Origin of the sequence: Pseudofrankia sp. DC12 (genome assembly GCF_000966285.1) — a bacterium.
In the GTDB taxonomy this organism is placed as follows: Bacteria; Actinomycetota; Actinomycetes; order Frankiales; family Frankiaceae; genus Pseudofrankia.
Map to the genome: position 1 here is coordinate 4,480,612 of NZ_KQ031391.1, position 17,294 is coordinate 4,497,905.

Annotated in this window: 10 protein-coding genes; 6 read left to right on the top strand and 4 right to left on the bottom strand. The window is 71.5% G+C overall.

Annotated features, from left to right (window positions below; all coding sequences use genetic code 11):
• The first annotated feature begins 4 nt into the window (after positions 1–4).
• Positions 5–1,720 carry a methionine--tRNA ligase gene (gene metG / locus FRADC12_RS18060; RefSeq protein WP_084011372.1) on the top strand — a complete coding sequence of 572 codons (1,716 nt, stop codon included), beginning with the start codon at positions 5–7 and terminating at the stop codon, positions 1,718–1,720.
• Positions 1,721–2,530: 810 nt separating this feature from the next.
• Here the strand turns inward: metG and FRADC12_RS18065 are convergent.
• The 3 genes from FRADC12_RS18065 to FRADC12_RS18075 all read right to left on the bottom strand — a co-directional run bounded on the left by FRADC12_RS18065 (position 2,531) and on the right by FRADC12_RS18075 (position 6,822).
• Positions 2,531–4,237 (bottom strand): MDR family MFS transporter, encoded by a 1,707-nt coding sequence (locus FRADC12_RS18065; RefSeq protein WP_045877538.1) that lies wholly within the window; start codon positions 4,235–4,237, stop codon positions 2,531–2,533.
• Between the two features lie 34 nt (positions 4,238–4,271).
• Entirely contained in the window at positions 4,272–4,925 is a 654-nt protein-coding gene (locus FRADC12_RS18070; RefSeq protein ID WP_232303871.1) for a TetR/AcrR family transcriptional regulator, read from the bottom strand.
• A 202-nt stretch (positions 4,926–5,127) separates the two neighbouring features.
• Positions 5,128–6,822, bottom strand: a complete 1,695-nt coding sequence (locus tag FRADC12_RS18075; protein WP_045877540.1) for an MDR family MFS transporter — start codon at positions 6,820–6,822, stop codon at positions 5,128–5,130.
• A 792-nt stretch (positions 6,823–7,614) separates the two neighbouring features.
• Between FRADC12_RS18075 and ltrA the strand changes: the two genes are divergently transcribed.
• The 4 genes from ltrA (at position 7,615) to FRADC12_RS18095 (ending at position 14,230) form a co-directional block, all read left to right on the top strand.
• On the top strand, positions 7,615–8,883 hold the full coding sequence (gene ltrA, locus FRADC12_RS18080) for a group II intron reverse transcriptase/maturase (protein ID WP_232303511.1): 1,269 nt from the start codon (positions 7,615–7,617) through the stop codon (positions 8,881–8,883).
• Between the two features lie 295 nt (positions 8,884–9,178).
• Entirely contained in the window at positions 9,179–10,909 is a 1,731-nt protein-coding gene (locus tag FRADC12_RS18085; protein WP_232303872.1) for a hypothetical protein, read from the top strand.
• Between the two features lie 186 nt (positions 10,910–11,095).
• The gene (locus FRADC12_RS18090) at positions 11,096–12,016 is read left to right on the top strand and encodes an NAD(P)-dependent oxidoreductase (protein WP_045877542.1); all 921 of its coding nucleotides are present in this window, start codon (positions 11,096–11,098) and stop codon (positions 12,014–12,016) included.
• Positions 12,017–12,196: 180 nt separating this feature from the next.
• On the top strand, positions 12,197–14,230 hold the full coding sequence (locus FRADC12_RS18095; RefSeq protein ID WP_045877543.1) for a hypothetical protein: 2,034 nt from the start codon (positions 12,197–12,199) through the stop codon (positions 14,228–14,230).
• Positions 14,231–14,242: 12 nt separating this feature from the next.
• Here FRADC12_RS18095 and FRADC12_RS18100 read toward each other — a convergent pair whose 3' ends face one another.
• Complete coding sequence (locus FRADC12_RS18100) at positions 14,243–15,025, bottom strand: SDR family NAD(P)-dependent oxidoreductase (protein WP_045877544.1); 783 nt, start codon at positions 15,023–15,025, stop codon at positions 14,243–14,245.
• 436 nt (positions 15,026–15,461) lie between these two features.
• On the opposite strand from FRADC12_RS18100, the gene FRADC12_RS18105 reads away from it, so the two are divergent.
• On the top strand, positions 15,462–17,288 hold the full coding sequence (locus FRADC12_RS18105; protein WP_045877545.1) for an MFS transporter: 1,827 nt from the start codon (positions 15,462–15,464) through the stop codon (positions 17,286–17,288).
• Positions 17,289–17,294: the final 6 nt, after the last annotated feature.

Below are 17,294 nucleotides of genomic sequence, written 5' to 3' on the forward strand. Positions count from 1 at the left end.
GCACGTGACCGCGCAGATCAACTCGTCCAGCTCGCCGGGGGCCGGCGACGTGCCCGGGGGACGCCCGACCCTGGTGGCGGTCGCCTGGCCCTACGCCAATGGCGCCCCGCATCTCGGACACATCGCCGGCGCCTACCTGCCGGCCGACATCTTCGCGCGGTACCAGCGGATGGCCGGAAACCGTGTGCTGATGGTGTCCGGTTCGGACGCCCACGGCACGCCCATCACGGTCCGCGCCGAAGAAGAGGGGATCACCCCTCAGGAGGTCGTCGACCGGTATCACCCGATCTTCCTGGACATCTGGGAGCGGCTCGGGATCTCGTTCGACCTGTTCACGTCGACCCGGACGGACAACCACACCGCCGTCACGCAGGACGTGTTCACCAGGCTGCGCGCGGCCGGCTACATCTCCGTCCAGGAGACGACGCAGTTCTACGACCCGCAGGCCGGACGGTTCCTGCCGGACCGCTACGTCGTGGGGACCTGCCCGCACTGCGCGTACCCGAGCGCGCGCGGCGACCAGTGCGAGAACTGCGGGCGCACCCTCGACCCCGACCAGCTGATCGAGCCGCGCAGCAAGATGACGGGCGCCGTTCCCGAGCAGCGGCGGACGTCGCACTTCTTCCTGGACCTCTCCAAGCTCGAGGAACCGCTGCTGGCCTGGCTGGAGACCCGCAAGGGCTGGCGCCGGCATGTGATCAACTGGTCGCTCCAGTTCGTCAAGGACGGCCTGCACGACCGGGCGATCACCCGGGACCTCGACTGGGGCGTCCCGCTGCCCACCGACGAGCTCGGCCCCGGCAAGCGGATCTACGTGTGGTTCGAGGCCGTGATCGGCTACCTGTCGGCCAGCAAGGAGTGGGCGGCGACGATCGCCGGCGCCCCGGAAGCCTGGCGTGACTGGTGGGAGAACCCCGACGCCGCGGCCTACTACTTCGTGGGCAAGGACAACATCCCGTTCCACACCGTGATCTGGCCGGCGATGCTGCTCGGCTACGGCGGCCTCGACCTGCCGACCGACGTGCCGGCCAACCAGTACGTGACGTTCGGCGGCGCCAAGGCCTCCAAGTCGGCCGGGATCGGGCGCTCGGTTCCGGAGTACCTGGAGGTGCTGCAACCGGACGCGCTGCGCTACGCGCTGGCCACGGTGCTGCCCGAGCAGAACGACACCGAGATCTCCGACGCCGACATCATCCGCCGGGTCAACGACGAGCTGATCGCCAACTGGGGCAACCTCGTCAACCGGGTGATGGCCCAGATCAACAAGTTCTTCGACGGTGTCCTGCCCGACGTCCCGTCGCCCGCGGAGCTGGGCGGCACCCACGCTGACCTGCTGGCCAAGGTCGACGAGGGCCTCGCCAGGACCGCTGAGCTGCTGGAGAAGGTGGAGCTGCGGGCTGCGCTGCGGGCCGCGATGGAGGCCTCGGCCGAGGTCAACCAGTACCTCTACCGCGAGGAGCCGTGGAAGGCCGTAAAGGTCGACCGCGACGCCGCCGCCCGCAGCCTGGCCACCTCCATCCAGGCCATCGCGGGTATCGCCGTCGCGCTCGCTCCGTTCCTGCCGTTCTCGACCGAGCGGCTCCAGGACGTGCTCGGCGTCGACCTGACCGTCTGGCACCGCCAGGAGGTCCCCGCCGGCCGCCGTCTCGACTGGTCCGCCGGCGGCCTGTTCGTCAAGCTCGACCCCAAGGCGCTGGACCGGGCGGAGACCAGCGCCTAGCTCGATCCAGGTCGGTGCCCCGCACTGTTCCGCGGGACGTGGAGATCGACTGTTCCGCGGGACGTGGAGATCGACTGTTCCGCGGGACGTGGAGATCGACTGTTCCGCGGGACGCTCCTCGGGCGCTTGCGCGCCCTCGGCGCGCGCGACCCGTTCCCGGCGAGGCCGGGCCACCCGATGTGGATCTTCATTCCGAGCACATCTGCCGGATTTCCTACCCAACTGGCGATCTTCGCTCGATCTCGGGCGCCTGACCGGCCGTGATCACTAGTTGCGCAGGGATTAGGGCGCAAACAGGGGTGCGGAACGACGATTTGCCTGCTCAGCTCGCGATCAAGGCCGCCCGCGTGCGGGAGTGGCTGCCAGTGATCACCGGTCGGGCAGGGAAACCTGCGTTGGCGCAGGTCGCAAGCGCGTCGACTCGGGGGGCACGGCGCCGCGACCGGCCGCCGAGGAAGGCCAGGTATCGGGCCGCGCGGGCGCAGAGAGCTGGCGGCCTAGATATCAGGCCGCTCGGCCGGGGGATCAGGCCGCGCGACCACGGGGTCAGGCTGCCCGGTCCGGAGGTGAGAAGGCTCGGTCCGGAGGCCATGGTGCCCGACCACGGGGTCAGGCTGCCCGGTCCGGAGGTGAGAAGGCTCGGTCCGGAGGCCATGGTGCCCGACCACGGGGTCAGGCTGCCTGGTGCGGAGGTCTGGTCCGGCCCGACGATCACGCTGGGTGGTCTGGGGATCTTTGCGTTCCGCGCGGTGCGGAGGTCGGGCCCGGCCCGACGATCAGGCCGCGGCGGGCCGGCTGTCGTGGCCGGCGCTAGCCCGAGCGTTCCGCGCTGGCCTGTGCCCCTGTCGATGCGGGAACTGCGGGCTCCTGCGGTGGCCTTGGTTCGGCTACTGCGCCGACCGCGACCGGCTCGTCCGGGTTCTCCACCTGCGGCAGCTTCCCGTCGGCGTCCACGTGGACGGTCGAGCGCATGTTGAGCTGTGGCAGGAAGAGGCTGAGGACGAAGGACAGCGCGGCGACGGGTCCGGCGACCCAGAAGGCCACCCGCAGCGAGTCGGTGTAGGCGCTCTCGAAGCCGTGCCGCAGCGCGGGCGCGAGGCCCGCCACCAGCTTCGGGCTGACCGAGGACGGCGAGAATCCCGCCGGCAGCGACATCCCGCCCAGAGCCTGGGGCAGCTTCGCGGTCAGGTGGTTCGCGAAGATCGCACCGAGGATGGCCGTGCCGAACGAGCCGCCGATGGAGCGGAAGAAGGCCGAGCCGGAGGTCGCCGCCCCGAGATCGCGGAACTCGACGGCGTTCTGCACTGACACCACCAGCACCGGCATGACGCCGCCCAGGCCGAAGCCCAGCAGGGCGAGGTAGACGATCATCTCGCCGGTGCCGATCTCCGGGGTGAGCCGCCAGGCGAGCATGAGCAGTGCCACCGTCACCAGCACGGAACCGACGATCGGGTAGACCCGATAGCGGCCGGTCCGGCTGACCAGGCGGCCCGTCAGGGTCGCCGAGACCAGCATGCCGCCCATCACCGGCACCAGCCGCAGGCCGGACATGGTCGGCTCGACACCCTTCACGACCTGCAGGAACAGTGGCACGAAGGTGATCGCGCCGAACATGGCGAAGCCGCTGACGAAGCCCATCAGGTTGGAGATGTTGAAGACCCGGTTCGCGAACAGCCGCGGCGGCAGCACAGGCTCCGGGACGCGCCGCTCGACGAAGGCGAACGCCGCCAGCAGCACGAGCCCGCCGACGACCAAGCCGATGCTCGCCGCCGAGTCCCAGGCCAGCATCGTGCCGCCGAAGCTGGTGAACAGCACCAGGCAGGTGGTCGCGCCGGCGAGCAGGGCCGTGCCGACGTAGTCGATGGTCCGCTTCACCCGGCTGCGGGTCGACGGGAGGATGGACGCGACGATGAGCAGCGCGATCGCGCCGAGCGGCAGGTTGACGTAGAAGACCCAGCGCCAGTTCAGGTGGTCGACGAACAGGCCGCCGAGCAGGGGCCCGACGACGCTGGCGAAGCCGAACAGCCCGCTGAAGACGCCCTGGTAGCGGCCTCGCTCCCGGGGCGACAGCACGTCACCGATGATCGTCTGGGCGCCGATGATGAGGCCGCCGCCACCGAGGCCCTGCAGCGCGCGGAACGCGATCAGCTCGCCCATCGACTGGCTGAGCCCGGCGACCGCCGACGCGACGAGGAAGATGACGATCGCGGCCTGAAAGAAGATCTTGCGGCCGTAAAGGTCGCCGAGCTTGCCCCACAGCGGCGTCGACACGGTCGAGGCCAGCAGGTAGGCGGTGACGATCCAGGAAAGGTGCTGGGCATCGCCGAGGTCGCCGACGATCGTCGGCAGGGCGGTCGCGACGATCGTCTGGTCGAGCGCGGCCAGCAGCATGCCGATGCCGAGCGCGATCAGGATCAGGCCGACCCGGCGGCCCCCGGACGTGGCGGGACCGTCGGCCGGCGCCGAGCCGTCGGCCGGCGGCTCGGCGGCCCTGCTCGCTGTGCTTGCGGAGGTCATCGGCTCTCCCGGAGCGTCTCGGCGGCGGACAGGGTCACGAGGAGGACCTGGGGGGTACGGGCAGGCCTTGGGCGAGGTTGGCGAAGCCGGCCCGTAGAGCGTCGGAAAGTTGCGGTGCCGACAGGTCGTCGCTTCGCTGCCAATGGCCGATCGTCGCCCGGATGAGGGCCATCGCGATGACCACGACCGTCATCGGGTAGGGATGCTCGTCGACGCCGAGTCCGGCCCGCTCTCCGATCACCTCGGCGAGCCTGCGCTCGAAGTTCCGCAGGGTCGCGGCCTGGGCGCCGAACAACTGCGGGTTGGCGTGGTGCATCTGCGCCCGCGCCCGGTGCAGCGACGGCTCCTGAACCTTGCGCTCCATCCGGGCGATGAGGACGTTCGCGATCGCGGTCAGCGGCGGTTCGTCCGCCGGCCGGGCTCGCAAGGCCGCGCAGGCGTCGTCGACCTCGTCGTTGTCGATGCCGCCGAGGGCATCCTCCTTGGACCGGAAGTAGTTGAAGAACGTGCGCGGAGAGACGTTGGCCGCGGCGGCGATCTCGTCGACCGTCACCCGCTCCAGTCCGCGGTCGGCGACGAGGCGGACAGCCGCGTCCCGGATCGCCTGCCGGGTCTGGCGCTTCTTGCGCTCCCGCAGGCCGAGCTCGATCGGCACGGCTACCACCGCGGCGTCCGCGAGATCACTCATCATGAGGGCCTCCTCCGCGCCGCGTCGGTCGCTCCAGGCTCGGTTGCTTCAGGTCGCCGAATCGTGCGCGTGCTACAACTTTGCCGATCGTACAACTTTGCAGTCTCTGAATAAATCTGGCCGGACGACCGAACCCGCGGAAGCGCCCGACGGCCGGGCGGTTTGCGCGCGGCCGTCGGGCGGGTGTGTCGGCGGGACGTGATCAGGTCGCGGTGGCCGTCGTCCGGCCCACCACGGCCAGGCCGGCCGGAACCGTGTCGGGGACCGTCACCTCGACGAGGTCCCCGGCGGCCTGGTCCGCGGCGGTCTGCTCGCGGGCGTCGAGGCCGCTGGTGCGGCGCATCCGCAGCTCCGGCAGCAGCCAGGCGGCCAGGAAGCCGAGGAATGCGATCGGCACCGCCACCAGGAAGACGACCTGCAGCGAGTCGGTGTAGGTCTGGATGAACCCGGTGCGCAGGGCGGCGGGCAGGGCCGCGATCAGCCTGGGGCTCACGTCCGACCCGGAGACGCCCGCCGGCAGAGCCTGACCGCCCATCAGGTGCGACAGCTTGCCGCTCAGCACGTTCGCGAAGATCGTGCCGAACACCGCCGTGCCGAACGAGCCGCCGATCGAGCGGAAGAACGTCGCGCCGGAAGTGGCCGCCCCGAGGTCGCGCGGGTCGACGGCGTTCTGCACCGACAGGGTCAGTACCGGCATCACCAGGCCCATGCCGACGCCGAACACGAACATCGACAGGCTGAGCCGCAGCGTCGACACGTCCGGGGTGAGCAGAGAGAACAGCGCCAGGCCGACCGTCATGAGACCCGTACCGACGATCGGGAAGGCCTTGTAGCGGCCCCAGCTGGAGATCAGCCGGCCGGTGGTCATCGAAGCCAGCATCAGCCCGAGGCTCATCGGCAGCATCTGCAGCCCCGACACGGTCGGGTCGATGCCCTTGACGATCTGCAGGAACAGCGGCAGGAAGGTGATCGCGCCGAACATCGCGAAGCCGACGACGAAGCTCATCAGGCTGGAGACCCGGAAGAGCTTGATCTTGAACAGCCGCGGCGGCAGCACGGCCTCGGTGGCCCTGCGCTCGACCAGGCCGAACACGACCAGCAGCGCGACACCGCCGGCGGCGAGGCCCACGCTGGGCGCCGAGCCCCAGGCGAGCGACGAGCCGCCGAGGCTGGTGAACAGAACCAGGCAGGTGGCGCCGGCCGCGAGCAGCGTGGTGCCGAGGTAGTCGATCGACCGCTTGGCGGTGGACCGGATCGACGGCAGCACCGAGGTGGCGACGGCCAGCGCGGCCGCGCCGACCGGGACGTTGACGTAGAAGATCCAGTGCCACGACAGGTGGTCGACGAACAGGCCGCCCAGCAGCGGGCCGAGCACCGAGGACGTGGCGAACAGGGCCGAGAAGACGCCCTGGTAGCGGCCTCGCTCCCGGGGCGAGACCACGTCGCTGATAATCGTCATCGCGCCGACGACGAGTCCGCCGCCGCCCAGGCCCTGCAGGGCGCGGAACGCGATGACCTGCGTCATCGACTGGCTGAGGCCGGCGAGCGCGGAGGCCGCGACGAAGATGATGATCGAGGCCTGGAAGAACCGCTTGCGGCCGTAGAGGTCGCCGAGCTTGCCCCAGATCGGGGTCGACACGGTCGAGGCGAGCAGGTAGGCGGTGACCACCCAGGACAGGTGCGTCGCGCCGCCCAGGTCTCCGACGATCGTCGGCAGCGCGGTGGCGACGATCGTCTGGTCGAGCGACGCGAGCAGGAGGCCGGTGCCGAGCGCCGCGACGATCAGCCAGATCCGGCGACCGCCCGCGTGCGCGGAACTGTCCGCCGGCCGCGTAACGCCTCCGCCGGCGTCGGCTCGCGCGCCGTCGGTCCGGCCGGCGCCACGTGGTGAGGACATGTTTGCTGTCTCCTCCGGTGCTCGATCGTGCATCAACTACAAGTTTGCCTCTCCTACAAGTTTGCAGTCAACGCAAAAATTCCCTGACTGCAGAGATCTGGGTCACCGGGCGCGAGCGCAGGCCCGCGCCGCCGCCGGTCCCGACAGCGGCTCGATCGTCGCGGCCTGTCTCCGGCTGTCGGGTGATCGCCGTTTCATTGCGCCACGAACTCGAAGGGAGACGCCGATCTGAGGTAGACGGTGATCTTTTGGAGGGGTGCTGCACGGGAGATGGAGGTTGGCCCTCCGTGATCGCCATGCGGGTGGTGGTCACAAACCGCCGTCAGCGGCGTCAGCCGAACAGCTGGGGTCGTGAGCGTGACGGAAAAGGCGCGGCGGTGATCGTGTCAGGTGTGGGCCGGGAAGGCGAGCGCGAGCGAACCACCGTTGAAGTGTCGAAAAGATGTGGATGGCGTCAGAACCGGGGCAGTGAAACGGCTTCGGGATGAGTCTGGGGGTTACCCGTCTACTGCCCAGACGGCGTCCGGCATGCAGGTGGCGCGAGCCCGGTCCGGGCTTCCGTGTGGAACGTGGGAACTTTCCGTATGCCACGTCTCGCGTCGAGTATGGCGTGGGTGAGGGAGAACTCCAAGCGGCGGAATCCGTGAGGACAGAGTACCGAAGGTGGAAACGGAAGGGGCGGACCGCCTCGTAGTAGCGCGGAGACTCCTGTAATGGGGGTGGAGCGAAGGGGGCGGGCTGTCCGGTGACAATGTGTCGGTCAACCGTTGGATGCGGGAGGAGCCGGTCGGCGTGTCACAGCCGAAACCGTTTGACATTGACAAGCGGCTGTTCGTGGAGGCTTTTGGGAGAGTCCGGGCCAACAAGGGTGCGGCGGGAGTCGACGGGACGTCGATCGCCACGTTCGAGAGCAGGCTTAAAGACAACCTGTACAAGACGTGGAATCGGATGTCGTCGGGTACCTACTTCCCGTCGCCGTTGCGTGAGGTGGTGATACCGAAGCCGGAGGGTGGCTCGCGCGTGTTGGCGGTGCCGACCGTGGCGGATCGGGTCGCGCAGACGGTGGCCGTGCTGGTCCTGGACCCGCGAGTGGAGCCGATGTTCCATCGGGACTCCTACGGGTACCGGCCAGGGCGCTCGCCGCTGGACGCGGTCGCGGCCGCACGTACGCGGTGCTGGAAGAACGACTGGGTCATCGACCTGGATATTCGGGCGTTCTTCGACAGCGTGCCGTGGGATAAGCTGATGGCGGCGGTGCACCGGCACCTCGACTGGGATACCCGATGGGTCGGGCTGTATGTGGAGCGCTGGCTGAGGGCTCCCCTGGTCCGAGCGGACGGGACCCGGGAAGAACGGACACGGGGATGCCCGCAGGGGTCGCCTGTGTCACCATTGCTGGCTAACATCTATCTTCACTATGCGTTCGACACCTGGATGATCCGGGAATTTCCGGGTGTCCTGTTCGAGCGGTTCAGTGACGATGTGGTCGTGCACTGCACCAGCGAGCAGCAGGCTCGCAGGGTGCTGGCGGATATACGCGGCCGGCTGGCGGAATGTGGCTTGGAACTGAACGAGTCCAAGACCCAGGTCGTTTACTGCGCGGACGACGGACGGAGGAAACCCTGGGACGGGCCGACGGGCTTCGACTTCCTTGGGTACACGTTCCATGCCCGGACGGTTCGCCGCCGGGACGGGGCACTGTTCGTCGGTTTCACTCCCGCGATCAGCGACAGGAATGCCAAACGGCTACGCCGCCAGATACGCCGGTGGAGGTTGCATCGGCGCACGGCCGGGACTCTCCAGGACCTGGCAGCGAGAATCAATCCGCTGATCAGGGGTTGGATCAACTACTACGGTGCGTTTACACCGTCTCGGTTGGCTCCGACCCTCCGCCTGATCGACGCCTACCTGGCGCGATGGCTGCAACGCAAATACAGGCGGTTCCGACGGCGGTGGCGCCGGTCGCTACGGTTCCTCGCGGAGGTACGTCGCCGCGACCCGGGACTGTTCGCGCACTGGCAGCAACCGCTGGCGGTCGGTAGGACAGCACGAGCCGGATGAGTCGAGAGGCTCACGTCCGGATCTGTGGGGGCCGGCGGGTGAGACTCCCGCCGGCTACCCGGCGCCCTGGGGTGGTTGTCTTTCGGGCTTGTTCACGACCGCTAGAGGGCCAAGTTGGTGATCTTGGGTGGTTCGCGGGGCGGATCCAGCGCTGACGCCGGTCGGCCGTCCGGGTGGCGCGGCACCGGCCGGTGCCGCGCCACCCGGACGAAACGGGCCGATCGCCCCAGGGGCCGGTGCAGTTGGGACGGCTGGGACACTGGAGGGGATGGCGACGCCGACCGACGAGCCGGCCATGACCGCCCCGACGGTCGTGGCCCAGTCACCCACGGCCAGCCTGGGACCCTTCGAGCCCAGATCCGCCCCCGCCCCCGCCCCCGAGGCCGTGGCCGCGGAGACGGGCTTCGCCCCAGCCGGCGACGAGGCGATCATCCCGGCTGACGCGGATGCTCCGGCCAGGTCCCGCCGTGGCCGGCGCCTCGGGCGGCTGCTGCGGCGCCACGCGCTGTTCGGGCTGGTCGCGGCGCTCGCCCTGGCGGCGCGGGGGGTCGTGGCCGCGGCCTACCAGCCGGCGCTGATGTACCTCGGTGACTCGGGCGCCTATCTGGACCAGGCCTGGCACGGCCTCTGGCCGGGGGACTGGCGGCCCAGCGGCTACCCGATCTTCCTGCGCCTCGTGCGCGGGGAGGAGCACCTCACCCGGCTGGTCCTGGTCCAGCAGTCGATGACGTTCCTCATCGGCGTCGTCGGCTACGCCGTCGCCGTCCGGGTGACCCGTCGTCCGTGGCTCGCCGCGCTCTGCGCGGCGCCGGTGCTGCTGTCGCCGTGGGTGCTCGACCTCGGCCAGTTCGTGCTCGCGGAGACGCTGTTCAGCGTGCTGACCGGGTTCGGCCTGCTGTTGCTCGCGCTGCCGGGCCGGCGCCGGCCGTGGGCCGTCGCGCTGGCCGGGCTGCTGCTCGGTGCCAGCCTGCCGGTGCGGACGGTGGGATACGGGCCGCTCGCGGTCGGCTTCGCCGTCCTGGCCGTCACCGCGGCCACCGCGGCCATACGGCTGCGGCGGTCGGGCGGCGCGAGCCGGCTTCGCGCGACGTCCCGGGCCGCGGCGTTGCTGCTGTCGTTCGGGCTGGCCGCGGCGGCGCCGATCTGCGCCTACAGCGGATGGAGCGCGGCCGGCGGCACTGGGTTCTCGGTCTCCGCGCACTCCGGGTACTTCCTCTACGGCCGGGTCGCGCCGTTCGCCGACTGCTCGGTGTTGCCCGTGGACAGGCCGCAGCTGCGCACACTGTGTGACCCGAGGCCCGTCGCCGACCGCGGCCAGCCCGACAGCTACCTCTGGCTGGCCAACTCGCCGCTGCGCCAGGGCCACACCCGCATCCCGAAGGGCCGCGAGCAGCTGGCCGGCGAGTTCGCGAGCGCGGTCATCCGGGCCCAGCCCGGCATGTTGCTGCGGACCTCGGCCGGCTACCTCGCGGGCTACTTCGCGCCAACCCGGCACGAGACGTCGACGACCTCCCGACCCGACACCTGGGAGCTGCCCGACCGGCTGACCAACGCGGCGCAGGACGGCGACCCGCGCTCGGCCGACGGCTACTTTGTCACGACCAGGCTCGACCATGGACTGGCCGGGCCGCTGGCCGCCTACGCGCGGCTGGCCTACGCCCCGATGCCGCTGGTGGGAGCCGGGCTGGCCGCGGGGCTGGTGGCCGTGCCGATCGCGCGGCTGCGGCGCCGGCCCGGCCCGCCACCGGCGTTCTGGCTGCTCGGCGGCGGTGGCCTGTCCGTCCTGGTGCTCAGCGCGGCCACCGCCGGGTTCGACTACCGGTACCTGGCCTCGGTGATCGGGATCCTCGGGGCCGGCGCGGTCCTCGGCGCCGCCAGCCTCGCCCGCGCCCTGCGCCGCGACGTCGCGCGCACCGGGGTTGGCCGTGCCGACGTGCTTCCGTCCCCGGACCCGGCCGCCACGTCGACCCTGGTCGCCCCGGCCGGGTCGCCGGAATGGTCCGCCGAGACGGTGGCCACTCCGTGACCCGGTCGCGGGCCGGTGTGGAGCTGGGTCAGTCGATGCACGAGGCCGGTGGCGCCGGGTAGGCAATAGTTCGGGGCAGCCGCGTTGTTCGTTGCCACAGGAGCCGTCGCCCGGTTGGCGGCGGGAACCACGGCGCGGTCGGTAGCGGGGGCTGCGGCTCGGCTTGACGACGATGGGAGGCCTGACGTGCGGGTGGCGTTTCTCGGAATGGGGAAGATGGGCCGGCTGATGGCGGCCCACGTGCTCACCGGCGGGCACGAGCTCACGATCTGGAACCGGACCCCGGAGCGGGCACCCGAGCTGGTCGCGGCCGGCGCCCGCGAGGCCGGCTCGGTGGCGGACGCCGTCGCCGACGCCGACGTCGCGGTGCTGATGCTGTTCGGCCCGGAGTCGGCCGGCGAGGTGATGGAGTCCGTTCACGTGGCCGCCCCGAGCGGCCTGCTGGTCATCAACGCGACGACGGTCGGTCCGGAGTCGGCCCGCGAGCTTGGCCGGGCCGCGAACACCGCGGGGCTGCGCTACGTCGACGCCCCGGTCGCCGGGACGCTCGGCCCGGCCCGGGACGGCACGCTGAAGATTCTGGTTGGCGCGAGCCCGGCCGATCTCGTGGCGGCCCGGCCCGTGCTCGAGCTGTTCGGCGACCCGGGCAAGATCGTCCATGTGGGCGAGGTCGGCGCCGGCAGCGCGCTGAAGCTGGTGGTCAACCTGAGCCTCGCCGAGGCCATGGCCAGCATCGCCGAGACGCTGGCCATGGGCGCCGACCTGGGCCTCGACCGGGATCTGGTCGTCGACGAGCTGGCCGGTGGGTTCCTGGGCGGGGTCCTCGGCTACAAGCGGGCGATGATCGAGTCCGGTGACTTCACACCGCCGACGTTCACGGTCGAGGCGTTGGCCAAGGACGTCCGTCTCGCCTGCCGCGCGACGCCACGCCAGCTCGGCGTCGCGCAGGCCGTGCTCCAGCTGACGGCCGAGGCCGCCCGCCGCGGCCAGGGCGAGCACGACTTCGCCGCCATCGCGGACCTTCCGGCACTGGACAGCGACGCCGCGCCGCCCGGCGCGGCCAACCCGTCCCGTCGCCCCTACTCGGCACATTCCGCCGGGGCCTGACCGGTCCTGGGGGCCTGGCCAGCCGTCTCCTGCGGCGCCGGCCCGTCCAACGCTGGGACGGTCTGCGGTGATCAGCCGGCTCCGTAGGGTGCGTGACGGCCCGGCAGCGGCTGCGGCTACGGTCTCCTTTGGGCGAATTGGTCGGCGTGGCCGGCCGCCCGTGGGCGATCGGGAAATCACGTGGCGGCGGGGCTGTCGGGGAACGAGCACGGCGAGACCCAGGACGAGGCCGACGGCGGTGCGGCGGCGACCCGGCGGTGGGTCGCGCTCGGTGTCGTCGGCGCGAGCCTGGTCTTCGTGGCGCTCGCCGCGCTGACCGCGCTAGCGATGCCGCCGTTCACCAGCGGGGACGAGGCCCAGCACACGTCCTACGCCCTGGACGTCGCCAGCGGGACCCTCCCCGTCATCGGCACCCCCGTTCATGCCGTGCTGCCCGGCATGCCCGGCATCCCGGCCGACTGCCGGGTGACGCCCGAACAGGCCAGGGCCGGGATCGAGATCGCCCGGCTAGACCTGAACCGCCGGTCCCAGGCCAGCAGACGCGCCGGCCCGCCCGCACCGCCCGGTGCGGCCAAGGCCCGCGGCCGGACCGCGAAGCCCGTCTCGGCGCTGGTCCCCGCTGCCGCGGGCCCCGCCACGGGTGCGGGCTCTCAGGGCGCCCCAACGACGGCGGCCGCGGCCAGCGCGGCCTCCCACCCGACCTCACTGGCCGTGCAGATGTCCGTCGACGGCGGTATGCCCGCGTGCGCCCGGGGTGCGCGCGGCATCCGTGGCAACACCCAGGTGACCTACACCGCCAACCACCCGCCGCTGTTCTACGCGATCGAGGCGCTGCCCCTGAAGATCGGCCTGGTGACCGGCCATCCGCTCGCCGGGTTCCGCGCGGCGCGGCTCGTCAACATCGGGTTCGGCATCCTCGCGTTGGGAGCTGTCGCCTGGCTGGTTCGCGAGCTGCTGCCGAGCCGTCCCGACCTGGCCGTCGGCGCCGCGGCCATCACCGGCGTCGTCGGCATGTTCGTGAACACGGCCGGCCAGGTCTACAACGATGCGCTGGCCGTGCTGACCATCACCCTGGCCCTGGCGGCGGTCGTGGTGGTGCTGCGCCGCGGGCCGTCGACGGCAAGGCTCGCCGTCCTCGGTGCCGCCGTGCTGGCGGCCGCGGCTACCCGGGCGAGCGGGCTGCTGGCCGCCGGCCTGATCGTGCCGACCGCCGGGGTCGCCGTCGCGCTGCACGCCGGCCTGTCCCGGGCCGCGCCGCTGGACGGCGGAACCCAGTCCTGGCGAACGTCGTCAGGACGTCCTCTGCGGCTGCCGGTCTGGCGGCAGGTCGGACGCGGGGCCGCGACGACGGTGGCCGGCGCCGCGGTCCTTGCCGTCGGCATCGGCTGGTTCTACCGACGCAACCTGTCGCTCTACGGCGACATCACCGGTTCCGGCCTGATCGCCCAGATGTTCCCGACCAGCTCCACGCCGATGACGATCCCGCAGATCCTGCGGTCGCACGCGTTCTGGTGGGCGATCTATCGGGGCAGCTTCGGACGGATCGCGCTGATCGGCCAAGGGCCGGTCCTGCGGCCCGTACCGGAGCTGCTGCTCTGGGTGTTCGCCGCCGGTCTCCTGCTGGCCGGCGCGCGCCGGCTGGCGCACTGGTCATTGCCGGGCCTGGGCAGCGGCTGGCGGACCCGGACGCTGGCCGCGGTCGCCTGGATCCTGATCGCGCTGCACCTCCTGATGGTGACGGCCACCCTCGTCGGCTACGTCGCCGCCGGTGGCATGTGGTTCGCCCGTTACCTGCTCCCGGCGATCCCGATCGTCGCGCTCCTGCTCGCCACCGCCCTGGCCGCGCTGCCGTTCGCCCGCCACGGCCTGCCGACGGTGCTGGTCGTCGCGGGGCTCGGTGTCACCTCGGCACTGATGTTCACCCGCGAGCTCGCGTTCAAGTACCCGAGCCTGGCGCACCACCGGCCGGCGCGCCGGCTGGTGGCCGCCCTCGTGATGTCGGGAGTCCACGCGCCGGCCGCCGTCCTGTGGCTGCTCGCCCTCTGCGCGGCGCTCGGGCTCGGCTGCCTCGCCTGCTCGCTGTGGACCCTCGCGGGCAGCGCCGTCCCACGCTGGCCGCTGCCTCGCCGGGCCGGCGGCCGGCCGGTCGTCCGGTGGCTGCCGCGCCGTTGGTCCCGTCCTCGTCAGCCGCTGGCCCCGTCCGCCGCCTCGTGATCGTCCGACCGCCTAACGGACGTAGGCCGCACCGCCGTCCACCGGCAGGATGGCGCCGGTGACGTAGCCGGCGGCGGGGCTCGCGAGGAAGACGGCGGCGGCGCCGATGTCGGTCTCCTGGTCACCGAGCCGGCGCAGCGGGATACCGGCGATGACGTCGGCCATCGCGTCGGGCTCCTCCTCGGCGAAGCGCCGCAGCGCGGGCGAGCTCGCGAGCGGGAAGATCGTGTTGACCCGGATGTCGTCGGGGCCCCACTCGTTCGCGGCGGCGCGGGAAAGCGCGTTCAGCGCCGCCTTCGTCGCGGCGTAGACACCGCGGCTGTGCGTCGACGGGTTCACCGAGGCGCTGGACGAGACGTTGATGATGGTGCCCCCGCCGCGCAGGTGGGGATGACACAGCCGCATCAACCGCAAGGCGGCGAGCGGGCCGGACTCCCAGCCCGCCGCGACGGCCTCCTCGCTGATCTCCAGGAGCGGGCCCGACGGCACGGCCATCGCCGAGTTGACCAGGATGTCGACCGTTCCGAACGCCTCGACGGTCTCGGACACGAGGCGGCCCAGGTCGTCGGGAACCATCACATCGCAGCGGACCGCGATCGCGCTGCCGCCCCGGGCCTCGATCTCGGCCCGGGTGACGTCGATCGTCGCCTCGGTGCGCCCGCAGATCGCGACCCGTGCGCCCGCACCGGCGAGGGCCAGCGCGATTCCCTGCCCTACTCCCTGCCCGGCCCCGGTCACGATCGCGGCCTTGCCGGATAACACCTGCGCCTGCCCGCCCGCGGCCCGCGTCGCCATGCCGTGGTCACCTCCGCCGCTCGCCTGGCCCTCCCGGCGATCGCGGGGACGGCGAAACCGAAGCGTGCGGCGTCATGGCCCGGCCGGGCAAGAGCTGGTCGTCAGTCGCCGGGCGCTGTTTGGGAGTGTTTGCCCAGGTTGCCTGCTTGGCGGGGATAGCGCCGGCCGCCTCGGATTGTTAGCTTGGTTAAGCAAGCATGTGCCACCGGCCGGTCGGGCCCGCCGGTGGCTGCGCGCGCGGGACCAGCCCGGGTGCCGCGGACCGACGTCCGCCGGCGCCCGGCTGTCTGGCCGGCAGGTGCCGGCCGCGGCGGGGAGAACCCCGCGCGGCCGTGGGCGGCCGGGACTCGCGGGCGGCGTCGAGTCTCGGACGGGACGGCTGGTCCCTGCGCACCGTGACGCCATGACACTGGCCCGGAGGGGAGCCGCACCCACGATGACCGCGAGGCCCGCCTCACCGGACAGGCCGGTTCCCACCACGTCCGACGGCCCGGACGACGCCCGGAGCCGGCGCTATGCCATGATCACGCTGTCGAACACGACGGTCGGCGTTCTGATGGCGACCATCGACTCCTCCATCGTGATCATCTCGCTACCGGCGATCTTCCGCGGCATCGGGCTGGACCCGCTGCAGCCGGGCAACATCAGCTACCTGCTGTGGATGCTGATGGGCTACATGGTGGTGGTCGCCGTCCTGGTCGTCTCGCTCGGCCGGCTCGGCGACATGTACGGCCGGGTGCGGATCTACAACGCTGGCTTCGCCGTCTTCACCGTCGCCTCGGCGGCCCTGGCGCTCACCCCGTGGACGGGCGCGAAGGCGGCCCTCTGGCTGATCATCATGCGAGTCGTCCAGGGGGTCGGCGGCGCGATGCTGACCGCCAACGCGACCGCGATCATCACCGACGCGTTTCCGGCGAACCGGCGCGGCATGGCGCTCGGCATCAACCAGGTCGCCGCCATGGCCGGCTCGTTCATCGGCCTGGTGCTCGGCGGCGTGCTGTCCGAGTGGAACTGGCGGGCGATCTTCTGGGTGAACGTGCCTATCGGCATCGCCGGCACCATCTGGGCCTACCTCAGCCTGCGGGACAACGGCCGGCGATCCGCCGCGAAGATCGACTGGCTGGGCAACCTGACCTTCGCCGTCGGCCTGACCGCGCTGCTGGCCGCCGTCACCTACGGCATCCAGCCCTATGGCGGGCACCTGATGGGCTGGACCAACCCCAAGGTGCTCACCGCGCTGATCGGTGGCGTCGTCGTGCTCGGCATCTTCGCGGTGATCGAGCACAGGGCTGAGCAGCCGATGTTCCAGCTCCGGCTGTTCCGCATCCGCTCGTTCGCCGCCGGCAACATCGCGCTGCTGCTGTCGGCGATCGCCCGCGGCGGGCTGCAGTTCATGCTGATCATCTGGCTGCAGGGGATCTGGCTGCCGCTGCACGGCTACGACTACGAGCAGACCCCGCTGTGGGCCGGCATCTACATGCTGCCGCTGACGATCGGCTTCCTCGCCGCCGGCCCGGTGTCGGGTGCCCTGTCGGACCGGTTCGGCGCGAAGGTGTTCTCCACCGGCGGCCTGGTCGCGTCGGCGGCCGGCTTCCTGGGCCTGCTGCTGATCCCGACCGACTTCCACTATCTGCAGTTCGCGCTGCTGCTCCTGCTCATTGGCATCGGCTCCGGGCTGTTCGCCGCGCCGAACAGCACCGCGATCATGAACTCGGTGCCGGCGGGGATGCGCGGCTCGGCCTCCGGGATGCGCTCGACGTTCATGAGCTCGGGCAACGTGCTGTCCATCGGCGTCTTCTTCTCGCTGATGATCGCTGGGCTCGCGGAGGTGCTGCCGCGGACGCTCACCGACGGCCTCGCGTCGCACGGTGTGCCCACGGACGTCGCTGCCCGGGTCGGCTCGCTTCCTCCGGTGGGGAGCCTGTTCGCGGCGTTCCTCGGCTACAACCCGGTCGAGCACCTGGTCGGCTCGGACACCCTTGCGAAGATCCCGTCGACCGACGCGCACACCCTGACCGGCCGGGAGTTCTTCCCGTCACTCATCGCCTCGCCGTTCCACCACGGCCTGCTGGTCGTCTTCACGATGGCGATCGTCATCACCCTGATCGCGGCCGCGGCGTCGCTGCTGCGCGGCGGCCGCTACGTCCACGCCGACGAGGCGCCGACGCAGGGCACCGCCGCGGGCTCGCTGCCGGCCCCGCCCTCGGTCGCCGCGACGCTGACCGCGTCGGGCGCCGACGGGGTGGCCGTCCCGGCGGACTGAGCCCGG